Origin of the sequence: Anoxybacillus sp. P3H1B (genome assembly GCF_001560855.1) — a bacterium.
Lineage (GTDB): Bacteria > Bacillota > Bacilli > Bacillales > Anoxybacillaceae > Anoxybacteroides > Anoxybacteroides rupiense.
In genome coordinates this window covers 104,828-124,460 of the sequence record NZ_LPUG01000015.1, presented here as the reverse complement: position 1 = coordinate 124,460, position 19,633 = coordinate 104,828, and the positions used below count along the sequence as shown (strand labels likewise).

The 19,633-nt window shown below is 43.8% G+C and carries 20 protein-coding genes and 1 pseudogene; 4 read left to right on the top strand and 17 right to left on the bottom strand.

Features of this window, described 5'->3' with window-relative positions:
* Window positions 1-183: 183 nt before the first annotated feature.
* From AT864_RS09775 to AT864_RS09710, 15 genes and pseudogenes are all read right to left on the bottom strand, one after another.
* Complete coding sequence (locus AT864_RS09775; protein WP_066148662.1) at window positions 184-594, bottom strand: nucleoside 2-deoxyribosyltransferase; 411 nt, start codon at window positions 592-594, stop codon at window positions 184-186.
* A 25-nt stretch (window positions 595-619) separates the two neighbouring features.
* A complete protein-coding gene (locus AT864_RS09770) occupies window positions 620-1,009 on the bottom strand; it encodes a thiol-disulfide oxidoreductase DCC family protein (RefSeq protein WP_066148660.1) in 390 nt (129 codons plus the stop codon).
* A 60-nt stretch (window positions 1,010-1,069) separates the two neighbouring features.
* Entirely contained in the window at window positions 1,070-1,648 is a 579-nt protein-coding gene (locus AT864_RS09765) for a hypothetical protein (protein ID WP_066148658.1), read from the bottom strand.
* A gap of 17 nt (window positions 1,649-1,665) precedes the next feature.
* The gene (locus AT864_RS09760) at window positions 1,666-2,193 is read right to left on the bottom strand and encodes a YdbC family protein (protein ID WP_066148654.1); all 528 of its coding nucleotides are present in this window, start codon (window positions 2,191-2,193) and stop codon (window positions 1,666-1,668) included.
* Window positions 2,174-2,725, bottom strand: coding sequence for a GrpB family protein (locus tag AT864_RS09755; RefSeq protein ID WP_066148652.1), 552 nt, complete (start codon window positions 2,723-2,725; stop codon window positions 2,174-2,176). The genes AT864_RS09760 and AT864_RS09755 overlap by 20 nt, the downstream gene beginning before the upstream one ends.
* A gap of 20 nt (window positions 2,726-2,745) precedes the next feature.
* Complete coding sequence (locus tag AT864_RS09750; RefSeq protein WP_231734626.1) at window positions 2,746-3,141, bottom strand: hypothetical protein; 396 nt, start codon at window positions 3,139-3,141, stop codon at window positions 2,746-2,748.
* Between the two features lie 221 nt (window positions 3,142-3,362).
* Window positions 3,363-4,301, bottom strand: coding sequence for an alpha/beta hydrolase (locus tag AT864_RS09745; protein WP_156450523.1), 939 nt, complete (start codon window positions 4,299-4,301; stop codon window positions 3,363-3,365).
* A 597-nt stretch (window positions 4,302-4,898) separates the two neighbouring features.
* Window positions 4,899-5,765: an aminoglycoside 6-adenylyltransferase gene (locus tag AT864_RS09740; RefSeq protein ID WP_066148650.1), complete on the bottom strand. Its 867-nt coding sequence runs from the start codon at window positions 5,763-5,765 to the stop codon at window positions 4,899-4,901.
* Between the two features lie 963 nt (window positions 5,766-6,728).
* A complete protein-coding gene (locus AT864_RS17565) occupies window positions 6,729-6,884 on the bottom strand; it encodes a DUF1540 domain-containing protein (RefSeq protein WP_080862730.1) in 156 nt (51 codons plus the stop codon).
* A 291-nt stretch (window positions 6,885-7,175) separates the two neighbouring features.
* Window positions 7,176-7,363, bottom strand: a pseudogene (locus AT864_RS18685) (GNAT family N-acetyltransferase); the annotation flags it as partial.
* 112 nt (window positions 7,364-7,475) lie between these two features.
* On the bottom strand, window positions 7,476-9,146 hold the full coding sequence (locus AT864_RS09730) for an acyl-CoA dehydrogenase family protein (RefSeq protein WP_066148644.1): 1,671 nt from the start codon (window positions 9,144-9,146) through the stop codon (window positions 7,476-7,478).
* The gene (locus tag AT864_RS09725) at window positions 9,124-10,653 is read right to left on the bottom strand and encodes a class I adenylate-forming enzyme family protein (RefSeq protein ID WP_066148642.1); all 1,530 of its coding nucleotides are present in this window, start codon (window positions 10,651-10,653) and stop codon (window positions 9,124-9,126) included. Before AT864_RS09725 ends, AT864_RS09730 begins: the two co-directional genes overlap by 23 nt.
* Entirely contained in the window at window positions 10,650-11,036 is a 387-nt protein-coding gene (locus AT864_RS09720) for a MerR family DNA-binding transcriptional regulator (RefSeq protein WP_066148640.1), read from the bottom strand. Before AT864_RS09720 ends, AT864_RS09725 begins: the two co-directional genes overlap by 4 nt.
* A gap of 307 nt (window positions 11,037-11,343) precedes the next feature.
* Window positions 11,344-12,084: an SDR family NAD(P)-dependent oxidoreductase gene (locus AT864_RS09715; RefSeq protein WP_066148638.1), complete on the bottom strand. Its 741-nt coding sequence runs from the start codon at window positions 12,082-12,084 to the stop codon at window positions 11,344-11,346.
* A gap of 70 nt (window positions 12,085-12,154) precedes the next feature.
* Window positions 12,155-12,754, bottom strand: coding sequence for a dienelactone hydrolase family protein (locus AT864_RS09710; protein WP_066148633.1), 600 nt, complete (start codon window positions 12,752-12,754; stop codon window positions 12,155-12,157).
* Window positions 12,755-13,237: 483 nt separating this feature from the next.
* Here AT864_RS09710 and AT864_RS09705 point away from each other — a divergent pair, with 483 nt between their 5' ends.
* A complete protein-coding gene (locus AT864_RS09705; RefSeq protein WP_066148630.1) occupies window positions 13,238-13,804 on the top strand; it encodes a dihydrofolate reductase family protein in 567 nt (188 codons plus the stop codon).
* A gap of 216 nt (window positions 13,805-14,020) precedes the next feature.
* Here AT864_RS09705 and AT864_RS09700 read toward each other — a convergent pair whose 3' ends face one another.
* Window positions 14,021-16,009, bottom strand: coding sequence for an acetoacetate--CoA ligase (locus tag AT864_RS09700; protein ID WP_066148732.1), 1,989 nt, complete (start codon window positions 16,007-16,009; stop codon window positions 14,021-14,023).
* Between the two features lie 522 nt (window positions 16,010-16,531).
* Here AT864_RS09700 and AT864_RS09695 point away from each other — a divergent pair.
* The 3 genes from AT864_RS09695 to AT864_RS09685 are packed head-to-tail and all read left to right on the top strand — an operon-like array spanning window position 16,532 to window position 18,879.
* Window positions 16,532-16,792 (top strand): FeoA family protein, encoded by a 261-nt coding sequence (locus tag AT864_RS09695; RefSeq protein ID WP_044746441.1) that lies wholly within the window; start codon window positions 16,532-16,534, stop codon window positions 16,790-16,792.
* Window positions 16,776-17,516 (top strand): FeoB small GTPase domain-containing protein, encoded by a 741-nt coding sequence (locus AT864_RS09690; protein ID WP_066148628.1) that lies wholly within the window; start codon window positions 16,776-16,778, stop codon window positions 17,514-17,516. Before AT864_RS09695 ends, AT864_RS09690 begins: the two co-directional genes overlap by 17 nt.
* Complete coding sequence (locus tag AT864_RS09685; RefSeq protein WP_066148626.1) at window positions 17,485-18,879, top strand: nucleoside recognition domain-containing protein; 1,395 nt, start codon at window positions 17,485-17,487, stop codon at window positions 18,877-18,879. Before AT864_RS09690 ends, AT864_RS09685 begins: the two co-directional genes overlap by 32 nt.
* A gap of 44 nt (window positions 18,880-18,923) precedes the next feature.
* On the opposite strand, the gene AT864_RS09680 is transcribed toward AT864_RS09685, so the two are convergent.
* The gene (locus AT864_RS09680; protein WP_066148622.1) at window positions 18,924-19,547 is read right to left on the bottom strand and encodes a histidine phosphatase family protein; all 624 of its coding nucleotides are present in this window, start codon (window positions 19,545-19,547) and stop codon (window positions 18,924-18,926) included.
* Between the last annotated feature and the right edge of the window lie 86 nt (window positions 19,548-19,633).

Here is a 19,633-nt window from a genome sequence, read left to right as displayed (position 1 = left end):
CGGCGATCGCTGGAACACTTGATGCAAAACAAACAGAAAAATGTCGACCCTCCGTTCGAGAAAAGTAATGGATGGACTGGCGATTTCGATCGTGATCGTTTCTATAATAAAACGAAACTTCGGGAAGCGCCGGCCGTCATTCGCTCGTGAATCACGCTCCAATTTTTCATGAAATGCTAGCCGTCAGAATGCTCCACCTTCATTCGTTTCTTCATGAAAAATGAGCCGCTCCAAAAAACAATCAAATGCACCAACCAATTTTTTGACTTCGGGAAGATGATAAAATGTTGCTGTTGTTTCCGAATGATAGATGTCTTCATCAGTTGAATACATATAAACGCGCTTGCCTGATGCAAGCGCAATGCCTAATTCAACATGACTCCCCTTCCTGGCCGGAAGCAACATAATAAAAAAATCGGCTGCCATCACCTCTCGCACCTCTTTTTGCCCTATTTGTGAAAGCTGTTCAATGGCTGTCGGACGCTCGTTTTTTGTCCAATCATATGTCTGTGTAAAACCGTTTACGATCAATCTCCGGGCGCAGAGGCGAACCACTTCTTTATTAGCGAAGCTTGAGGCAATATAAAATTTCATTGATTCCTCCCTTATCCATGTATCCTTATGGCAAAAATCGCCTTCGCACGTCCTCTGTTGGAATCAAACACTGATCGGTCGTCCCAAACCATTGATAACGGTTTTTGGCGATCCAATCGTAGAGAAGATCGCGAAGCGGACGTGGAATAAGAACGAATACATATAGACACTTCCACCATCCGCGCAAATGCTTGCATATCTTTAACGCCGCGCTTGACTTCGTATAATAAGTGTTTCCGTCAATCAATATCAAGCTATCAATCTGGCTAGGCACTCGATCGTCTTCCAATAGCGCTTGTCCCGCTTCGCTCTGCAATGAGGCAAACCGAAAATAAGCGTGCGGGTCTCTTTCAATAATCAATCGAACGCTTGCATGGCAAAAGCTGCAAGCGCCATCAAACAGAATGATTTTCACTTCATACCCTCTCCAATGCTTGATGCACTAGCATATAGATTCCCCTAAAAGGCAGCATTTTCATCGATCTTCTGTTGAGGCACGATCCAGATTAAACAATTTAACAAACAAAACAAAGACAAAAAGAAAAAAAATGACTCCGCCCCATACCATCCCACCCGAATGGTAACGCCAAGAGGTTTTTATATAGCGTTCCGCCATATGCAAGAACGGTTCAGGAATCGGTTCGCTGCGCTTTTCCGCATATGATAAATGCTGAACCGTCCATCCCCCTAAAGCAGGCTCCCATCCTCTTTTCCCTTGCTTCAGCCATACTTCAACCACATCACCAACCGCGACACTTAATGGAACGCTCCCCAGTTCATCCTGTATCCACGAGGGCCTATAAACATAATATACGATCACTTCGGAAAAGGATTGCTCTTGGGGAGCCTTGATCAGCTGCTTGACTGACAGTGCCATGCGACGAATTTGTGACGGATGATCGGCCTCGTTTGTTTGATCTTGATATAACCGATCCGAGATGACGACGCCGATCAGGTGTACCGGAGCTTTTTCCTTCGCTTTCGTTATTTCACTAGGTGCAGGAGAAGCACAAATGCGCGCCGGAAAAAGCAGCAGGCACAACCCAAAAACCAAAAGCCCTCTTCTTCACTTCATGTTTCTTCCCCCTCCATAAAACGAAACGTAGTCCATGACTCTTCAATTGCCACGGTCGTCCCATCACTATCCGTCAGCGGCATAGCAGGGACGATAAGCAAGCGACGATGATCATGCAGATGTTGAAACCAAATAAATTCTTCTGCACTCCACGAACCGGACAATGGTTCGCAGCGCTCCCATACATGCAGCACATTGCTTTTACGCAGCATTTCCATAATAGAGAAAGTATCGTCATTGGGTGATGCTTTCATATATAAGTCAACCGCAAGACGATGATAGGTGCCACGCTGGTTGTTTTTCGCCATGATTTCATCGTGATCCCGCTTCATAAATGCCTCGTAGGCGGAATGATTTTCCCAGAACGAAAAAATATAGGCCTCGTTCGCATCGTTTACATTCCAACCACCTATTTGCTGGAGAAAGCCGGAAATCGCCTTTAATTCCTGCCATTGCTCTTGTGCGAACGAAAACCTCCGCTTTTGCTCCGGAAAGACACCGCATTTAATCCGTTTCAGCAGCACTCGATTCCCCCTTTCTCCGCTTGCGATACCATGCCAGCGCTTCTTGTTCCGCTTTTTTGATAAACGGATCCTTTCCTTCTGTGTACGATCCAATATCCAAAGGGAATTGTTGCGCTAGCATTTGTTTCAGCTTGCTATATTCCTTAGCTTGATCGGAGTGAGCGACCATATATTCTTTAAACGCCAAATGCCGCTCGATATGTTCGCTCCCCTTTTGAAACACATGAACGTGATGCGTCCGCTCTTCTCCTCTTTTGCGAAAAAATCTCCGCTTCGCAATCCCGTGTTCCCCCAATGCTTCATAACCAAGCTCAGCCATTTGCTTATTAAAACGATCGACTTCGTCAAGATTGTGGACCTCGACCATGATATCAATGATGGGCTTGGCGCGCATTCCAGGGACCGAGGTGCTTCCGATATGGTAGATTTCAACGCACCCGTTTTGAAAGACGTCTTTCATTTTGTCTGCTTCACAACGAAACTGCTCCGCCCATTGTTCGGAAAATGGAACGACTTCGACTTTTCGCGCCATCCATCATCACCTTTTTTCTTTTAGACATTTCGGCTCCTCATGACCTTTATGCCAAATCGCAGACAATCCCGACAAATCAACGCAAAGGGCCCCTGTACGAGCGGCTCTTTGTGCTGAAGGCAGAAGGAGCATCGTTGTTTTATTTCTCGCGCAAATACATGCTGGCTTTTTTCTTCGCTTAGCGCTTTTATATTTTCATACACGCAGTTTAAAAATGTTTCATCAATATACTCCAATCCCCTCTTTAGCTTCATCGCCATCAGCTTGCAAGCAACAGCCATTCCTTCATAAAATCTTCGATTCTCTATATCTTTGCTGTTGCCGGCCTGATTTCCTATCTCTGTCGCAAACTCTTCCAATTCCTCGATCATTCCTTCAACATCCTGACTAGTAAACCATTTTCTTCGATTGCTCACAAACATCCCCTCCTCATACAAATGGCTACGTAGATGTTAATACTACATAAAGGTAAATTATTCCTTTAAAAAAGATACTGATCCAAGAATTTTTGCCAAATAAAAACGACCAGTTTTCGAATATTTACAATGGAGGGCTGTCGACATGCCAGGACATCGAAAAATGCTTGAGATCGCTTTGCAACTAGAATCCCGTTCCATAAATCCTTCGTTCAACGTCATCATTCTGCCTTTTGTACTTTTTCTAAAAACTGAAGCACCTTTTGAATATAATCGTCTTTGTACATCGCAAAGCTTTTCACATGCTTGGCCTTTTCAGTGAGCCAAATTTCAAAAACATCGCGATGTTTATTATACATGCTTACACTTTCCTTGTATGGAATCGACGGATCATCTTTACTGTGGATAAATAAGACGGGACGCGGTGCTATCTGATCCACTGCTTTTATAGGGATTGATTCCGCCGGATTTAAATCTGTCAACATAGGAATAAGCGTTATAATTAAGTAAGTAAATGGGACGTTGGGCAAATGGGTCCATACAGGCATATAAGTGCGCAAATAGCTTTCTAAATCACTAAATGGACTGTCAGCAATCACCGCTTTTACATCTTTATCCATTCCCGCAGCTAAAATGGAGGTGGCAGCTCCCATCGACACACCATAAAGCGCGACCGGCTCAGAATAATGATGTTTTGCATAATCAATCACACCAAGCAAGTCGTATTTTTCCTTTGCGCCAATCGTAGTCATATCGCCTTCTGATTCACCGCTTGCTCGAAAATCAAACATCATAACGCGGTATCCTTCCGCCGCTAGCGATTGAGCCAACGGCAAAAAAGGAACATTGGGCTCGTAGCGGTTGCCGCCGTAGCCATGCGAAAAAATAATCGTCATCCGAGCCTGTTTGGTCGGTTCTATAATCCATCCTTTCAACTTAAGCCCGTCGTCTTTGCTGATAAAGGTGGCATCTTGATAGGCAAGTCCATAATCTTTTGGTGTTTCTAAAATCGGTTTTCGTTCTTTATGCGTTAAATTCCATCCAACATAGACGGAAATCGCCACACATGCGACGATCGCAACAAGCAATACACTAGCGAGCGAGATCGCAATTCTCTTTTTTGTCCTTGCCTTTCTCTCAAGCTGCATTGGCAAATTCATCGTTGTCACCTCTTTATCTATATTTTGAAACGAAAGAGAGGGAAGCAAAGCAGCATCTGTCTCTTTTATCGCGAAACCGGTTGATGAAACCTTTGATATTTGCACGGAAGCTCCTATTCGTTCAATAATAAACTGAATATTCAGACTTATTGACAGACAAAATAAGAAACGTGCGCTGCACTATGAATTGTCCATATTCGCAGTCAAGAACACTTGGCTGCTTAATGCAAGCGGCTCGCATCGTTATGACCCGCTCTTCTTGCCTTATCTTCTTTTTCCCATTATATCGAAATCTCCTGTTTCCATAAAGGAAATTTTCAAGCCGCTCTTTTTTTATAAAAACACAACCGTTGCCTCCATTCAGCCAATATTCCAAAAGAATGTCTGGTGACCAGTGTTCGTGGTCCATTATTTTACTAAAAAGCAACGAATGCTATGGACAAATATAAGCTTATATACATGAAAAGACGTTCATAACAGCTTCCGCCTCTTAACAGAGCGGGGGAATAGGCTCAGAAATGGAATGTCCAGTAAAAACCACGGCCAGAAGGTCAGTCTTTAGACCTGGCCCCGACCGTGGAAAAACAGTCCGACAGGTTAACATCTATCTAACCGCCTTACTTGTAACAAATACTCTCTGATCTTTTCTTCCACTTTGCTAGGATATGTATAGCCTAATGACTGGCCAACTTTCGCGCTTAACTTTGTAAACAAATCGGCCATGCCAAAAAGAGCCGTCCAGTTATCCTCTATGTTGCTTCCGACAAAGGTCGACTCAAGCTCGATCCACGTTTCTTCATCTAGATATCTTTTAAACCATCGGCCATGCTTGTTCGGATTCACCTTCCAATCATACTGAACACCTATATACCATTCCACCATTTTCTGCAAATAATGAAATCGGATCACAGAATCAAGCATAAACTTAGCAAAGTATAATTCATCGCGCCATAGTCCTTTAGCAACATAAGTCGTATCCCACCAAAAATCATTGATAAGCTCCAGATACTCTTCTTCTGTCGGCTTTTGTGTCAAAAATGCTGAATAAGTTGGAGTTTTTAGCTTCTGAGTCAACTGATCTTTATCAAGTAAAATTTGATAACCGTTATCATATTCCGGAGGAAGCTGCGGTTTCTGAACAAGCGCTATTAGCGATTTCACAGTAAATAGTTGAAAATCAATTTTTGTCCCATCCTCGTAGAGAACAAGGCGGGTGATCCTGTTTTGATTTACCAACGGTTTTAACGGAACGCAAGTAATCATGTCACCAAAACTTTTTAACCATTGGTCACTATCTAGAAAAGGAGTTAAATTTTTAACATATAATTCAACATCATAATCACTAAAGATATCTTTTTTAACATAAGGATTGGACCTCGAGCTTGTTAATATCATCGCTCGAACCTCGCTGTTAGCCTCTCCCCAATGAAGCAATCGGCTCAATAGCTCCTGTTCTTTTTTCATTTACCCCAATCCCATCCTAATTTCTTATTTTCTTTTCTACAATCCCGTCTTGCCCATTGGACAAAGATGACCAATTACGTCGGGATAAATGCCATTGTAACTGCCTTATCATTTTTCTAACACGTCCCCAATGTTTAAGAGAAAAAATAGCAGGTTAAGCTCATCTCCCTAACGACCACATTCATTAGCCATGACGATTTAACCAGCATAAATATTCCCCAAACCATCGCCGCTAAATTCCCTTATCAAATGAATCCTCCACTATAGCAAAGCTCGTACACTTTTTCGCCGTTGTGAAAAATACTCTCTTTCCGAGTAAATGGTTCCCACCCACTCGTTTTGGTAAGCATATCGGCCAATTTCAATATATTGGCCCCTCGATATGGGCCATCGCTCTCGACAAATCAGAGCGTTTGGCGCAAAAAAGCATAAATCGATGCGATTAGCTCGCGCGGCATATCAGAAATAAGCACTCCTCCCAACTACACCATTGATCAAAGCGGCTGCTCGTCCTGTCCTACGACTTCTTGTCCGGCAAACTAAGCAAAACCGAAATAAAGATCCGCGGTATAGGAAGCTGCCTTTGCGATATTCAAGCTGCTTTGCTCCATTCAATAGCGAAGGCACGGCTGTCGCATTTCCTTCAGCGGCATACGTCTATTTCTTCGCTTCAATAAAAAATTCAACAAATCGGGATTCGGTCATTTATGATTTCTCCTTTATATTGTGTCTGACCTTGATCCGTCATTTTCTGTTATTCATCAGCGGATCAAAGTTTTTTATCAATGAATATGTAGCAGCAAAACATATGCCGAGTACAAAAAATCCCACTTCCTTGAAAGCACAGATAGCGAGTAAAAATCTCCAATAAATGATAAAAGAAACGCTTGATAATGATTATCATTCATGTTAGAATAAATGCGGGAGGAAGGAATGACAGACCTCCTTACCTCCCTGTCTCCATTACTTAGCTTCGAATGTTTTGCAATCTGTTTCTGCAGAGCTTTGTGCTTTTTCATGGGAACTATGAGAAATGATGTAGATTTTGTCAGCTTGGCATTGATTGCCGTCACCCCAATGGCGGCAAGTGTTCACTTCACAGAGCACATCTTTGGCCATGTCTGATCACCTCCTTTTTGGAATAGCATGGCAAAACTTAGAGGTTGATTCTAGATTGATTTGTTGCTTGTCCCCCTTTTGGAGTAAGGGGCTTTTTTTGTGTCTCACTTCTACTATATAATAGATTCTATGTAACTGCAAGCTATTGAAAGAATCCCACCGCAGTCCATTCCTATTCATGCTTTTCAAATTGCTCCATAATCTCTGATTTTCCGGAAAATCGGATCGAAGCAGGATCTCGGCGAATGATCTCAGCCAATCCATCTGCATCAAACGCGGCTGGAGCATACAGAATATCATAAAAACGCCATAAAACGGCCCGAAGCGCACCTTGTTCGTCAAAGTCTCCCCATAATTCTTGGAAATCCTGCTAATAACCAAAAGCCACGATATCATCAATGATAAAAAGATTGATAGAAGCTTCTTGCGCTAAAAAGAAAAACAGCGGAATGATCTCTTTTGGTCAATCTCCGAATCATATGACTCCCCTGTCTCCATCGATCGATGTCGATAAAATTAGCAAAAAAGCGCTCTCTTCAATCTTTCCATAAAAAAATAAAAGCTGGCATACGCCAGCTTCTTTTGATCCTCTTATACTCTCATCTTCTTATTTTTATTTACTAGCAAATCGAAACAATTGACCGCAAGCATCTCATAATCCAGTAAATGCTGAGGCCAAATGTGCTGCAAAAAGAGGCGGGCCATCATTTCGCTTCGTTCGCTTTCCGAAGCGTTTTTCAATGCCGTCACGCTTAAATAAAGATCGCACAAACGATTGGCTATTTTTTTCGCATGGTATGTTTGCGCATGTTCCGGCATCGCTTGCAGCCTTGGCAATGACTCCATCAGCTCATCCAATCCGCTTTCCACCGGCTTCGCCAACGGGCGAAGATGTCCGGGAAGCGCCGCCAACTGCTCGCGCATCTTGTCGTTAAAGCGTTCCTCAATGCGATGCTTTCGGATGAGCCGCAATACTTCCAAGCTCAAAATATTAGCGGTGCCTTCCCAAACCGTCAGCACTTGTGCGTCACGAAGAAGCCTTGGAGTGACAAAATCTTCGATATAACCATTGCCGCCGTGCATCTCAATCGCTTCGTGTGCAAAAGCGATCGCCTCTTCAGCGGTGCGCATTTTCAAAATGGCAATCAATAGCCGATTCCACGCTTTTTCTGCTTCCGTTGCCTGCTCTGGCGCTTGCATAATGCGATCAAATAATGCAATCAGCTCAAAACAAGCACTTGTCTGTACTTCTTGGCGCGCCGTCAAGTGAGCCAACGTTTCTCTCACCATCGGGTACGAGGTCAATGTTTGCCCAAAAGCCGATCGTTCCTCTGCATACTGTACCGCTTCATCAAGCGCCCGCTTCATAATGCCGATGGAAGCAACCGCATTGCAGACACGCGATAAATTGAGCGCTTCCATCATGTAATAAAAGCCTTTTGTCGGATCGCCCACAACATAAGCTTTCGCACCGTCAAACACCACTTCCGCTGATGGAACGGCCCTCACCCCAAGCTTATCTTTCAATCGGCGAATTTGAATGCCATTGAGCGATCCATCGTCCGTGCGCCACGGCACAAGAAACAAGCTAAGTCCTTTTGTTCCCGGTCCGCTGCCCTCGATGCGCGCTAATACCATGGCTACGCCGCACATGCCAGCATTGCTCGCAAAGTATTTTTCACCATAAATTTTATAATGATCGCCGCAAGGAACCGCCTTCACCTCATTCGCTCCAACATCCGATCCTCCTTGCCGCTCTGTCAAAAAGGTGGCTCCCTCATATCGTTCGACTTCTCCTGTTGAAATGACATGTGGCAAATATTTATTTTTCAGCTCTTGATCCGCAAAATGCTCCAATAAATAGGCCGTTGCCATTGTCAACGTGACCGGGCAATAAAAACCTGGCTCTACCTGTGATAACAAATAACCTTGCGCGTAAGAGTAAATATAGTTACCTTTTCGGCCAAGCTCTGGAATAGTTTTATGAACATAGCCGACGATTCCAGATTCATATGTTTGCTTTACCGTCTGACGGTAGCCTTCGTTGACCCACACCTCCGATACATCATTTCCAAAGCGATCATATTTGATCAACCTCGGCTGCCCTTCACGATCGGTATGGACGGCCCTTTTATCAAATTCCGTCATACAAAGCTGCCAAAACTTCTCCAGCTCTTTCTCTGCATAGCCATATAACTCTGGATCTAAATATTTTTTTAAATTCTCCAGTAAATTTGGATCAGCTTCGCGCAGCTGCTTCATCGCCCATCCCCCTTAAGACTTGCTTTAATATTTTTCCCGTCGCATTGCGCGGCAGTTCATCAATCTGTTCATATAAGCGCGGAATTTTATAATCAGCAAGCTTCTCTGATAGAAAGCGTTTACAACGATCTGCGAGTGAATCGATCGGTTTTGCCCCAACAATAAAAGCCTTTACCGTTTCTCCCCATTCCGGATGCGGCACCCCAACAACAGCGACATCTATAATGTCGGGATGGGTTCGCAACACGTCTTCCACTTCCTTCGGATAGACATTGACACCGCCGGAAATAATCATATCTTTTTTACGGTCCACAATCCAAATATAGCCGTCCTCATCACGACGGGCCAAATCTCCCGTATAAAGCCAGCCGTTTTTTAATGTTTCTCCTGTTTTTTCTTCGTCTTTATAGTATCTTTTCATCGTTCCTTCGCCGGCGAGCACAATTTCTCCAATTTCACCCGCTGGCACTTCACGCCCCTGCTCATCGACAATTTTCACTTCGCAGTTGAGCGCAGCGAATTTACCGACGCTGCCCGCTTTGTGAGCATGTTCCTCCGGCGACAAGTACGTGCCGTTCGGACCGGCTTCTGTTAAGCCGTATAAGCACATGAGGCGGTCGGTGCGAAACTGTTTGGCGACCAATCGCACTTCTTCAGCTGACAGCGGCGCTCCGCCATATGTCCAATATTGAACGGAAGAGAGATCATGCTGATGAAGGAGCGGGTGCTTAGCCGCAAGCAGATAAGCGACAGGGGCTCCGAAAAAGTGGGTAATGCGGTGCTGTTCGACAAGCTGAAACAATGCTTCTGGGGAAAACGAAGGTGATAATATATGGGTGGCCCCAACATACATGCCGCCAATAAAAAATAAATGAAGCGGAGCGGAGTGACTGAGCGGCATCATATGCAACAAGCGGCTGTCTTTATCCATTTTCGTTTCTAGCGCCATCATGACAGCGACAGATAAAATATTGCGGTACGTAAATAAGACGCCTTTGGGCCTCCCTGTCGTGCCGGATGTATATAAAATCGTCGCTTCATCGTCTTCTTGAAGCGGGCAGGCAATCGAATTCGCGCTGCCATCATGAATGAGCTGCGCGAGCGACCGCCAGCCGTCTTTCGCCTCGCCGGTTTTGATCCATAGAAGATCGAAATCGCCAGCAAGCGGCGCCAGCGCTTCATAAATCCAATCATGGGCGATGACCGCTTTCGCTTCGCTATGCTCGACAATATAGCGCACTTCTTCAGCCGTCAGCCGGGCGTTGACCGGAACGGCAATCGCACCGAGGCGCAAAACCGCAAAGTAGGCATACACAAATTCTTTCGTGTTTGGCATATACAAAACGACTTTATCCTCTCGCTTCAGCCCGAGCCTTTGCAGCGACGAAGCGAGGCGATTGACCGTCTCATCCACTTGCCTGTATGAAAGAACCGCGTCTCCATCAATGATCGCGATTTTTTCCGGAAATTTGCGCGCATTTCGCGCCAAGAGTTCAGAAATGTTCATTCACTTCCCTCCAATTCTTCTAATCTTGTTTTAAAGTCTTCTAAAATCGTTTCCATTTCATGTTTCAGCTGCAGCCAATCATCGATCCGCTCTTTCACCTCCTTCAGCTTCTGCTCACCATATTCAATCGTTTTTTCAAGCTGCTTCCGTCCGGTGCGATCTTTGTCAAAAAGCGAAATCATTTCATGAATTTCCTCAAGCGAGAAGCCAAACCGCTTACCGCGCAAAATAAGCTTTAACACAGCCCGATCCTTTTTCGTGTACAAGCGCTGGCCCGACTCGGTGCGGATCGGTACAATGAGCCCGCGCTCTTCATAATAACGAATCGTCCGCGTGCTGATGTCAAATTCCTGCGACAATTGGGAGATGGTATAGAAATTCATCGAGTTCACCTATATTTTTATTTTTCTGAATTTTATTTTAATTTACGTTAACGTAAAAGTCAATCATTAGATTCGTCTCCCAATCATCGATTTTCCTTAGACCACATGTGCATAGAATCGCGACATTTCATCCATTAATGACGATTTATTTTAACGTATCCACTGACAAACTTTTCGCTTTTTAAAACTATAGTATTGAACAATCTTCTCTGCGCATTTCTTGCCGAACACAACCACAAAAAACAACAAAGGAGCTATCCCATACTAACAGCTCCTTTGTGAAAACCTCTTCATTTATCGTTTTCTGCTACTCCACATATATCATTTTCCGCGTCATTCCGCCATCGACGACCAATTGAATCCCCGTGACAAAATGGTTGTCTGGATTTGTCAAATATAAGCAAGCGCGGGCGATATCGTCCGGTTTCCCGACTCGGCCGGATGGATGCTGGGCGTGGTCTTCATCGCGCAGCTGTTCATAATCACCCGTTTCGATCCATCCAGGACAAATCGCATTAACCGTGATACGATCCGGTCCAAGCGAAACGGCCAAAGCGTGCGTCAATGATAAAATACCGCCTTTGGAAGCCGCGTACGCCTCCGAGTTCGCTTCCGACATGAGCGCCCGCGTCGAAGAAATGTTCACGATCGCCCCGCCGCCATGCGTTCGCATCATTTTTGCTGCTTCACGCGAACAAAGGAACGTGCCGCGCAAATTCGTGTGGATAACATCATCCCACTGTTCGACGGTTAAATCATACGGCGAAACGAAAATGCCAAATCCGGCATTATTGATGAGCACATCCATTCGGCCAAACGATTCCCTGATTTGCTCAAACATCTTCACAATCTCATCCGGAACACTTAAATTGCACACGTATGGATGAACATCATACTTTTGCGCTTGCAGTCTGCTTGTGACCACTTCCACTTCTTTCGCTTTATCGACAGCAACAACCGTTGCGCCTTGCTCCGCGTATGCTTGCAAAAGCGCTCGTCCAATGCCACCTGACGCTCCGGTAATGACGACGACTTTTCCTTGGTACATGCTTTGAATCCCCCTTCTTATTTTAATCATGTACTCCACTGAAACGGTAAATCGTTAAAAATCCTTCTGTTTATTTTTCGCCTGTCCAAATCGTTTCAATGAATTTGAACGACCAATCAAGCGCTCTTTTTTCCGATTCAGGGTGATAAAAACGCGAGAAAGGATTGGCAAACCTGTGTGCGCCTTCCCCCCTCTCGATGTTCACGCCTGATGTGCACGATAATCGTTCTGTCAGCTGATGGACATCAACCGACGCCTCTTGTTCGGCAAACAATAAACGTACAGACATTTTTGGACGCAAATCGGTATAGTCTCGAATTCGGGAACCGTAGTAGCCGATTGCTGCAGCCCCTATCCCATCATATTCAGAACATAACCATGCCACAGTGGCGCCGACGCTGTATCCCCAAAACACGACAGTTTCGTACTTCTTTTTAAGGGTTGCGCTAAATTGTTTCGCCTGTTCAAATCCAATTTCATTTCGACAATATTGATAAGTTTCTTTCTCACCATTGTAATGGAAAGCTTCCCTATTGAGCAAATTAGGGCAATAGACGTCATACCCTTGAGCAGTAATCATTTGCGTTGCATATTTCATATGATCATTGATTCCGTAGATTTCATGGATTAAGACTACAGCAACATTTGAATCGTTACAATGTTTCAACATAAAGTCTTTGTTCCCTCCCTCGAGCGCGCCAAAATGACAAGGACACATTGCCGTTTCTTCGCACCATCCACTTCCATTTCACGGTTCATTATAGGAGATGCTAAAAAATATGTAAACAAAAAATGGAATTTAAAGATAATAAAGACTCTGTTAAAGGTAACTGTTGATATTTGAACCTTCTCTGAACTTTTGATATAATCCGATAGCGACAAATATTCGTATAAAGAACTTAAGTTGAGCAAAGCGCTTAGCAACTTCTTAAAACACATCGACTAATTATCACATACAAAGAAAGAGCAAGTATATCAATAAATTAAACATGTCAAACCTTTATGTTCTGTTGATGGGCGTCTAACTAATGAAACGAGAGAGACTTTTTAGTAACTTCAGTCACTTTTTCAGCAATAAATGCTGTCAATAATGAAATATGGAATTATTAAGGAAGAAGAAACAGTACCCAAATGATAAAAAGGAGGATGAGTTATGTCAAATAACGTAAGACAGAGAAGAATCATTTTAGATTTAGCAGTTACTTTAGATGGTTTTGTTGAAGGGAAAAATGGAGAAGTTGATTGGTGCATCATGGACTCTGAGATGGAGTTTATTAATTTCTTAAACCAAATTGATACTATTTTATATGGAAGAAAAAGCTACGATTTATGGGGACAATTTACCCCAGAAACTACTGATGATGCTGAAAAAGAAATTTGGGAATTAATTCATAGCAAAAAAAAATATGTGTTTTCCAGAACGCAAAAAGAGGCTGATGACAAAGCGATATTCATAAATGATAATATTTTGGAAGAAGTATTAAAACTAAAGAATGAACCTGGTAAAGACATCTGGCTATATGGCGGAGCAAATCTTATTACTACTTTTATCAATTTAGGGCTTATTAATGAATTTAGATTATCTGTCCACCCTGTTATTTTGGGAGAAGGAAAACCCTTATTTATTGATATAAAGCAAAGATTGAATTTAAAACTAGTTAATACAAGAACGTTCTCCTCTGGCGTTGTGCAACTAATTTATCATTGGAATGGTAATTAATAATATGATTCATTCCAATGATAAATTGCCATAAATAGTAATGGTCATTTATTCAACAATTGACGGGTTAGTGCAAGAACAATCGAAAAACTACAATAATAGGTTTCCTTCAGCATTTTGACATTATCAACATGAGCTTTTAACAGAAATGAAATAAAAAACGAGGCCGCTGCCGCAAAGCAACGGCCTCGTTTGCTTCATAGCGAATAATCCCCGTTATCCGTTCAACATCGGGCTCTCCAACTTTTTCGCCAGCTCGACAAAGAACGCAAGCGACTCCGGATTCGCCATCGAACCGACATTCACCGCCTTTTCAAGCGGAAAGCCTAATAGCACCTTACGGATCGGAATTTCCATTTTCTTTCCGTTCAACGTTTTCGGAATTTGTTCCACTTGATAAATTTCATCTGGAATAAATCGCGGTGACACTTTTGTTTTAATGGCCTCCTTCACTTTATGCTTCAATTCCTCATCTAATTTTCTTCCAGGCTGAAGCACAACGAATAGCGGCATAAAGGATTGTCTCCCCATGATCTCCAAGTCAATCACTAAGCTTTCGATCACTCCGTCAACCGTTTCAACCGCCCGATAAATTTCACTTGTTCCCATGCGGACGCCAGCGCGGTTGATCGTGGAATCGGAACGTCCGTAAATGACGCAGCTTCCCTGTTCATCAATTTTAATCCAGTCCCCATGCTTCCAAACTCCCGGATATGTGTCAAAATAGCTTTCCTTATAACGCTTGTAATTTTCATCATTCCAGAAAAACAGCGGCATGGAAGGCATTGGAGCGGTAATGACCAGCTCACCCACCTCATTGATAAGCGGCTGACCATTTTCATCAAACGACTGAACGCTGGCACCGAGCGCTCGGCATTGCAGCATCCCTGCCCGCACAGGCAAAATCGGGGAGCCGCCGACAAACGCGGTGCACACATCGGTTCCGCCGCTGCACGACACTAACCAAACATCTTTTTTAACATGCTCATACACCCAAGCAAATCCTTCGGTCGTCAACGGGGATCCCGTGGAGAGAACAGCTTGTAAATAAGAAAGATCGTACTGCTCTTTTGGGCTGATTCCTAGCTTCATACAAATATTAATAAATGCGGCACTTGTTCCAAAATGAGTGATCTGAGCTTGTTCGGCCAGCTCCCATAAAATGTGGCCATCACGGAACGTAGGGCTTCCGTCATAAAGCACAACCTTGGCTCCTACCAGTAAACCGCCAATCAAAAAATTCCACATCATCCATCCTGTTGTGGTAAACCAGAAAAAAGTGCTGTCAGCCGTCATGTTTTGTTCAATCATCAATATTTTCAAATGCTCCAGCAAAATTCCTCCATGGCCTTGAACGATCGGCTTTGGCAGTCCTGTCGTCCCTGACGAATATAAAATCCAAAGAGGATGATCGAACGGAACATGCTCGTACGAAAGCTGGCTCTGTTCCTGAATCAAATCGCTCCATAGCCAAACAGAATCATCTGGCGCTTTTGTTTGTTCATTTAAATATGATACAAGAATCGTCTTCTTGAGCGATGGAAGCTTTTGGCGAAGCTCGTTCATCACATCGCGTTTGTCAAATGATTTCCCATTATATTGGCACCCGTCCACCGTGATGAACACGACGGGATCAATTTGCTGGAAACGGTCGATAACGCTGCCGGCGCCAAAATCAGTGGAGCAGCTTGACCAAATGGCGCCAATGCTGGCACACGCTAAAAAGGCGATCACGGTTTCCGGAATATTCGGCATATAAGCAGCCACGCGATCGCCGCGTTTGACGCCTAATTTTTTGAGAGCGCTGGCAACCGCCGCTGTTTGCTCCTTTAACTCTTTCCATGTGATCTCGCGTTGTGCGATGTTCTCTGAGCGGAAAATCAGCGCCGTTTTTTCGTCTTGTGCATGACGAAAAACGTGCTCAACATAATTGAGGCGCGCTCCTGGAAACCACTGTGCTCCCGGCATAGCCCGCTTTTCCAACACGCATTGATACGGATGCGAGGATTGCACCCCACAATACTCCCATACTGTCTCCCAAAACTTTTCTAAATGCTCCACCGACCATGTCCATAACTGTTGATGCGTTTGCAGTTTCATTCCCTTTTTTTCTTGCAGCCAATTCATATAGCGATAGATACTCGACTGTTGAATCTGTTCTTCTGTTGGCGTCCATAGTATGGTCCCATCCGTAACCGTTTTCATTTTCGTCCGCGTCAAAACGTGCTGTTTTGCGCAGAATTCACCACCTTTCCCCTTTGTTTCCCAAGCATCTCTTTATTTAAAATTCAGATTATTTTTATAATAACATTTTTTCTAATAGAAGTGTAACTCGAAGATTCGACTTTTCCCCGATTCACCCAACGATTTTCTGTCTTTTTCGACAAACAAGAACTGCCCATCATCACAGGCTCTTAGCTGCCGAATAACAAAAGCAACTTCAAATAAAACGAAGCATCCCTGAAAAGACCATGTTCAGAAACCAACAAACCGTTTTTTCTTTTTCCTTCCATTTTTAGATATCCATAACACCCTATAAAGACCTAAGCGTTATTCGTTTCATCCAAAGAAAAAACAAACGCTGTATCGCTTTCTGCCTCACCTTTATAAAAGAATAACAAACAAAATCATTGACAAAATGACCATCGCTGAATAATATAAAAATAAAAGTTGGTCTAGGGAAAAATTATAATACTAGTACAAATTATTAATGAGGGGGCAACTGTTGTGACCCAAGCAAAACTTGAACGATTATCTGATGCCAAGCCAGGAGAACGGTTTCGAATTATAAAAATCGCAATAGAGGGAACGATGAAGCGAAGATTGCTTGACTTAGGATTCGTACCAGGAAACGAAGTGCTCGTACTGCAGAAAAGTCCACTTGGCGATCCAACCGCTTATCGGGTCAGCCATACAACCATCGCGTTACGAAATGAAGAAAGCTCAAACATTTATGGGGAGAGGATGCGCAATGAGCAACAATCATAATCAATATACAATCGCCTTGGCAGGAAATCCGAACACCGGAAAAAGCACATTATTTAATTTATTAACTGGATTGCGGCAGCATACAGGCAATTGGACAGGAAAAACCGTTGCACATGCGGAAGGCTTTTTCGATTATAAAGGTCAAAGCTACCAGATTACGGATCTTCCCGGAACGTACTCATTATATTCCAATTCGGCTGATGAGGAAGTAGCGCGGGACTTTATCATTTTCGCTAAACCCGATGTTACACTCGTTGTTTTAGATGCCACAGCTCTGGAGCGAAATCTGAATCTCGCGCTTCAAGTATTAGAGATGACAAGTCAAGTGATCGTTTGCGTGAATTTAATGGATGAAGCCAAAAAGAAAGGAATACAAATAGACATCCACAAGCTTTCACAAAAGCTAGGCGTTCCTGTTGTTCCTATTTCTGCACGCAATGAAGAAGGAATTGATCAACTCCTAGATACCATCGATCAAATGGTTCGTGGGGATATTCAAACCAATCCGCTACAAATTTCGTACAATCGCGCAATTGAAGAAAAAATTGAAAAGCTGGTCCCTTTTGTCAAACAGGTGATCGGTGACCACTATCCTGCCCGTTGGATCGCGCTTCGCCTGTTAGATGGGGATATGTCTCTCCTTCAATCGCTACAAAAGGAACCGCGGCAATTTCTAAAGGAGGTGCCCCACTATGCGTGCAACTGCTCCACTAAATCCATTTGAGGAGTTAATGAGCCGGGCACAAAGCTTGACAGATAGCGATACGCGTGAGCAGATCGTTTCCGCCCTTTTTCAAACGTCACAGGCGATCTGCCGAGAATCCGTTCACTATACTAAACAAAAGAAGCATGATGAGACCGAGAAACTAGATCGTGTGCTCACCTCGAAAATATGGGGATTTCCCATCATGCTGGCCATGCTTGCGATCGTCATTTATATTACGGTAGCCGGCGCCAATGTTCCTTCAAGTATGCTGGCAAACTTTTTTAATTGGCTTGAAGGCTATATTGGTCTTGTTTTTAAACAGCTGCACGCTCCAGACTGGCTTTATGGAATTCTCGTATTAGGTCTATACCGCGGAACCGCTTGGGTGGTGAGTGTTATGCTGCCGCCAATGGCGATATTCTTTCCGATTTTTGCTTTGTTAGAAAACTATGGGTACCTTCCGCGAGTAGCCTTTAATATGGATCGTCTCTTTAAAAAATCAGGAGCGCACGGAAAACAATCTCTCACTATGGCGATGGGCTTTGGCTGCAACGCCGCTGCCATTATGTCGACACGCATTATTGAATCGCCGCGTGAACGTATGCTGGCTATCTTAACCAACAATTTTGTCCCTTGTAACGGACGATGGCCAACGCTCATTTTACTCGCTTCTCTATTTATGGCGGCAGGCTATACAGGCGGATGGAAAACATTTGTTACCGCAGGAGTCGTCGTCGCCATGGTTCTGTTTGGAATTATTGTCACGCTCACCGTCTCATGGATTTTATCTAAAACCGCATTGCGCGGCGTGCCGACTCATTATACACTTGAGCTTCCGCCTTATCGTCGGCCTAAAATATGGGATACCATTATTCGTGCTACATTAGATAAGTCCGTGTATGTGCTAAAACGTGCGGTTGCTGTCGCTGCTCCAGCCGGTGTGTTAACATGGATATTGGCGAACATTCACATTGGTGACACGACCATTCTGACTTACATTACGGATTGGCTTGATCCATTTGCACGTGAACTTGGGCTTGATGGCTATATTTTAATGGCTTTCATTTTGGGTCTTCCAGCTAACGAAATTGTGATGCCTATTTTGCTCATGGGATATTTATCAACAGGGGCATTAACAGAAGTCGATGATCTTCATTCGTTAAAGCAAATTTTCCTTGATCACGGCTGGACATGGCTGACCGCATTAAATATGATGTTATTTTCTTTACTTCACTATCCATGCGGCACAACATTGATTAATATTTATAAAGAAACAAAAAGCAAAAAATGGACGCTGCTCGCCTTTTTGATTCCAACGAGTATCGCGATTGCCGTTACCTTTTTAACCACTCACATCGTGCAATGGTTTGATCTTCTATAAGAAAAAATGTCCCGCCTTCTTTCGATAATAGGCGGGACATTTCATTATACATGCTTGACTTCCTCGATATGCGACGCATCACCTTCACTAAGCAATATCATCGCTCCATTCTCCACTTGAATCGTTGTTACACTCGTACCATAAATGTACGGTGGATCCCAAAGCCGCTCAAGCGGCGCATTTTTTAAAAGAGTCGTCAACGCTTTTAAAACCACCGCATGGGTGACAATTAAAATATCGCCTGACGCGTGGCGTTCAATAATGCTTTCTAACGCCGCAAAGGCGCGTTGCTGCACATCGCTAAACTCCTCACCGCGCGCCGGCTGATATACATGAGGCTCATTCCAAAAATGGTGAAACCGCACAGCATCAAATTGCTGAATCTCTTCATGTGTCTTTCCTTCCCAATCACCTAGATGGATTTCTCGCCATCTTTCATCTTCATACATAGGAATCAAACGTTCGCCGCGAATGAGTTTGGCTGTTTCAAGAGCCCGTCCGCTTGTACTTGTATAAATCGCTGTTAAATCAATCTTCTCCATTCTTTTTCCAAGACGAAGCGCATCCTCTCTCCCTTTCTTCGTCAATGGCGAATCATTCCAGCCTTGCAATCGTTTTTCAATGTTCCATTCCGTTTCTCCATGTCTTGTGATGTATAATGTCAACATGCTCCTTCTCCTCCGTCTCTCGAAAATCCCCTAGCCAACCACGGCTCGGGTATCCGTTCTCTAGCGCTATCTTTTTTACTTCTTGA

Bases quoted from the DNA above. Each gene is read 5' to 3' on its own strand.
- AT864_RS09775 (WP_066148662.1), bottom strand. From the start codon at position 594: ATGAAATTTTATATTGCCTCAAGCTTCGCTAATAAAGAAGTGGTTCGC.
- AT864_RS09755 (WP_066148652.1), bottom strand. From the start codon at position 2,725: ATGGCGCGAAAAGTCGAAGTCGTTCCATTTTCCGAACAATGGGCGGAG.
- AT864_RS09745 (WP_156450523.1), bottom strand. From the start codon at position 4,301: ATGAATTTGCCAATGCAGCTTGAGAGAAAGGCAAGGACAAAAAAGAGA.
- AT864_RS09740 (WP_066148650.1), bottom strand. From the start codon at position 5,765: ATGAAAAAAGAACAGGAGCTATTGAGCCGATTGCTTCATTGGGGAGAG.
- AT864_RS17565 (WP_080862730.1), bottom strand. From the start codon at position 6,884: ATGGCCAAAGATGTGCTCTGTGAAGTGAACACTTGCCGCCATTGGGGT.
- AT864_RS09730 (WP_066148644.1), bottom strand. From the start codon at position 9,146: ATGAAGCAGCTGCGCGAAGCTGATCCAAATTTACTGGAGAATTTAAAA.
- AT864_RS09725 (WP_066148642.1), bottom strand. From the start codon at position 10,653: ATGAACATTTCTGAACTCTTGGCGCGAAATGCGCGCAAATTTCCGGAA.
- AT864_RS09720 (WP_066148640.1), bottom strand. From the start codon at position 11,036: ATGAATTTCTATACCATCTCCCAATTGTCGCAGGAATTTGACATCAGC.
- AT864_RS09715 (WP_066148638.1), bottom strand. From the start codon at position 12,084: ATGTACCAAGGAAAAGTCGTCGTCATTACCGGAGCGTCAGGTGGCATT.
- AT864_RS09710 (WP_066148633.1), bottom strand. From the start codon at position 12,754: ATGTTGAAACATTGTAACGATTCAAATGTTGCTGTAGTCTTAATCCAT.
- AT864_RS09705 (WP_066148630.1), top strand. From the start codon at position 13,238: ATGTCAAATAACGTAAGACAGAGAAGAATCATTTTAGATTTAGCAGTT.
- AT864_RS09700 (WP_066148732.1), bottom strand. From the start codon at position 16,009: ATGAAAACGGTTACGGATGGGACCATACTATGGACGCCAACAGAAGAA.
- AT864_RS09690 (WP_066148628.1), top strand. From the start codon at position 16,776: ATGAGCAACAATCATAATCAATATACAATCGCCTTGGCAGGAAATCCG.
- AT864_RS09685 (WP_066148626.1), top strand. From the start codon at position 17,485: ATGCGTGCAACTGCTCCACTAAATCCATTTGAGGAGTTAATGAGCCGG.
- AT864_RS09680 (WP_066148622.1), bottom strand. From the start codon at position 19,547: ATGTTGACATTATACATCACAAGACATGGAGAAACGGAATGGAACATT.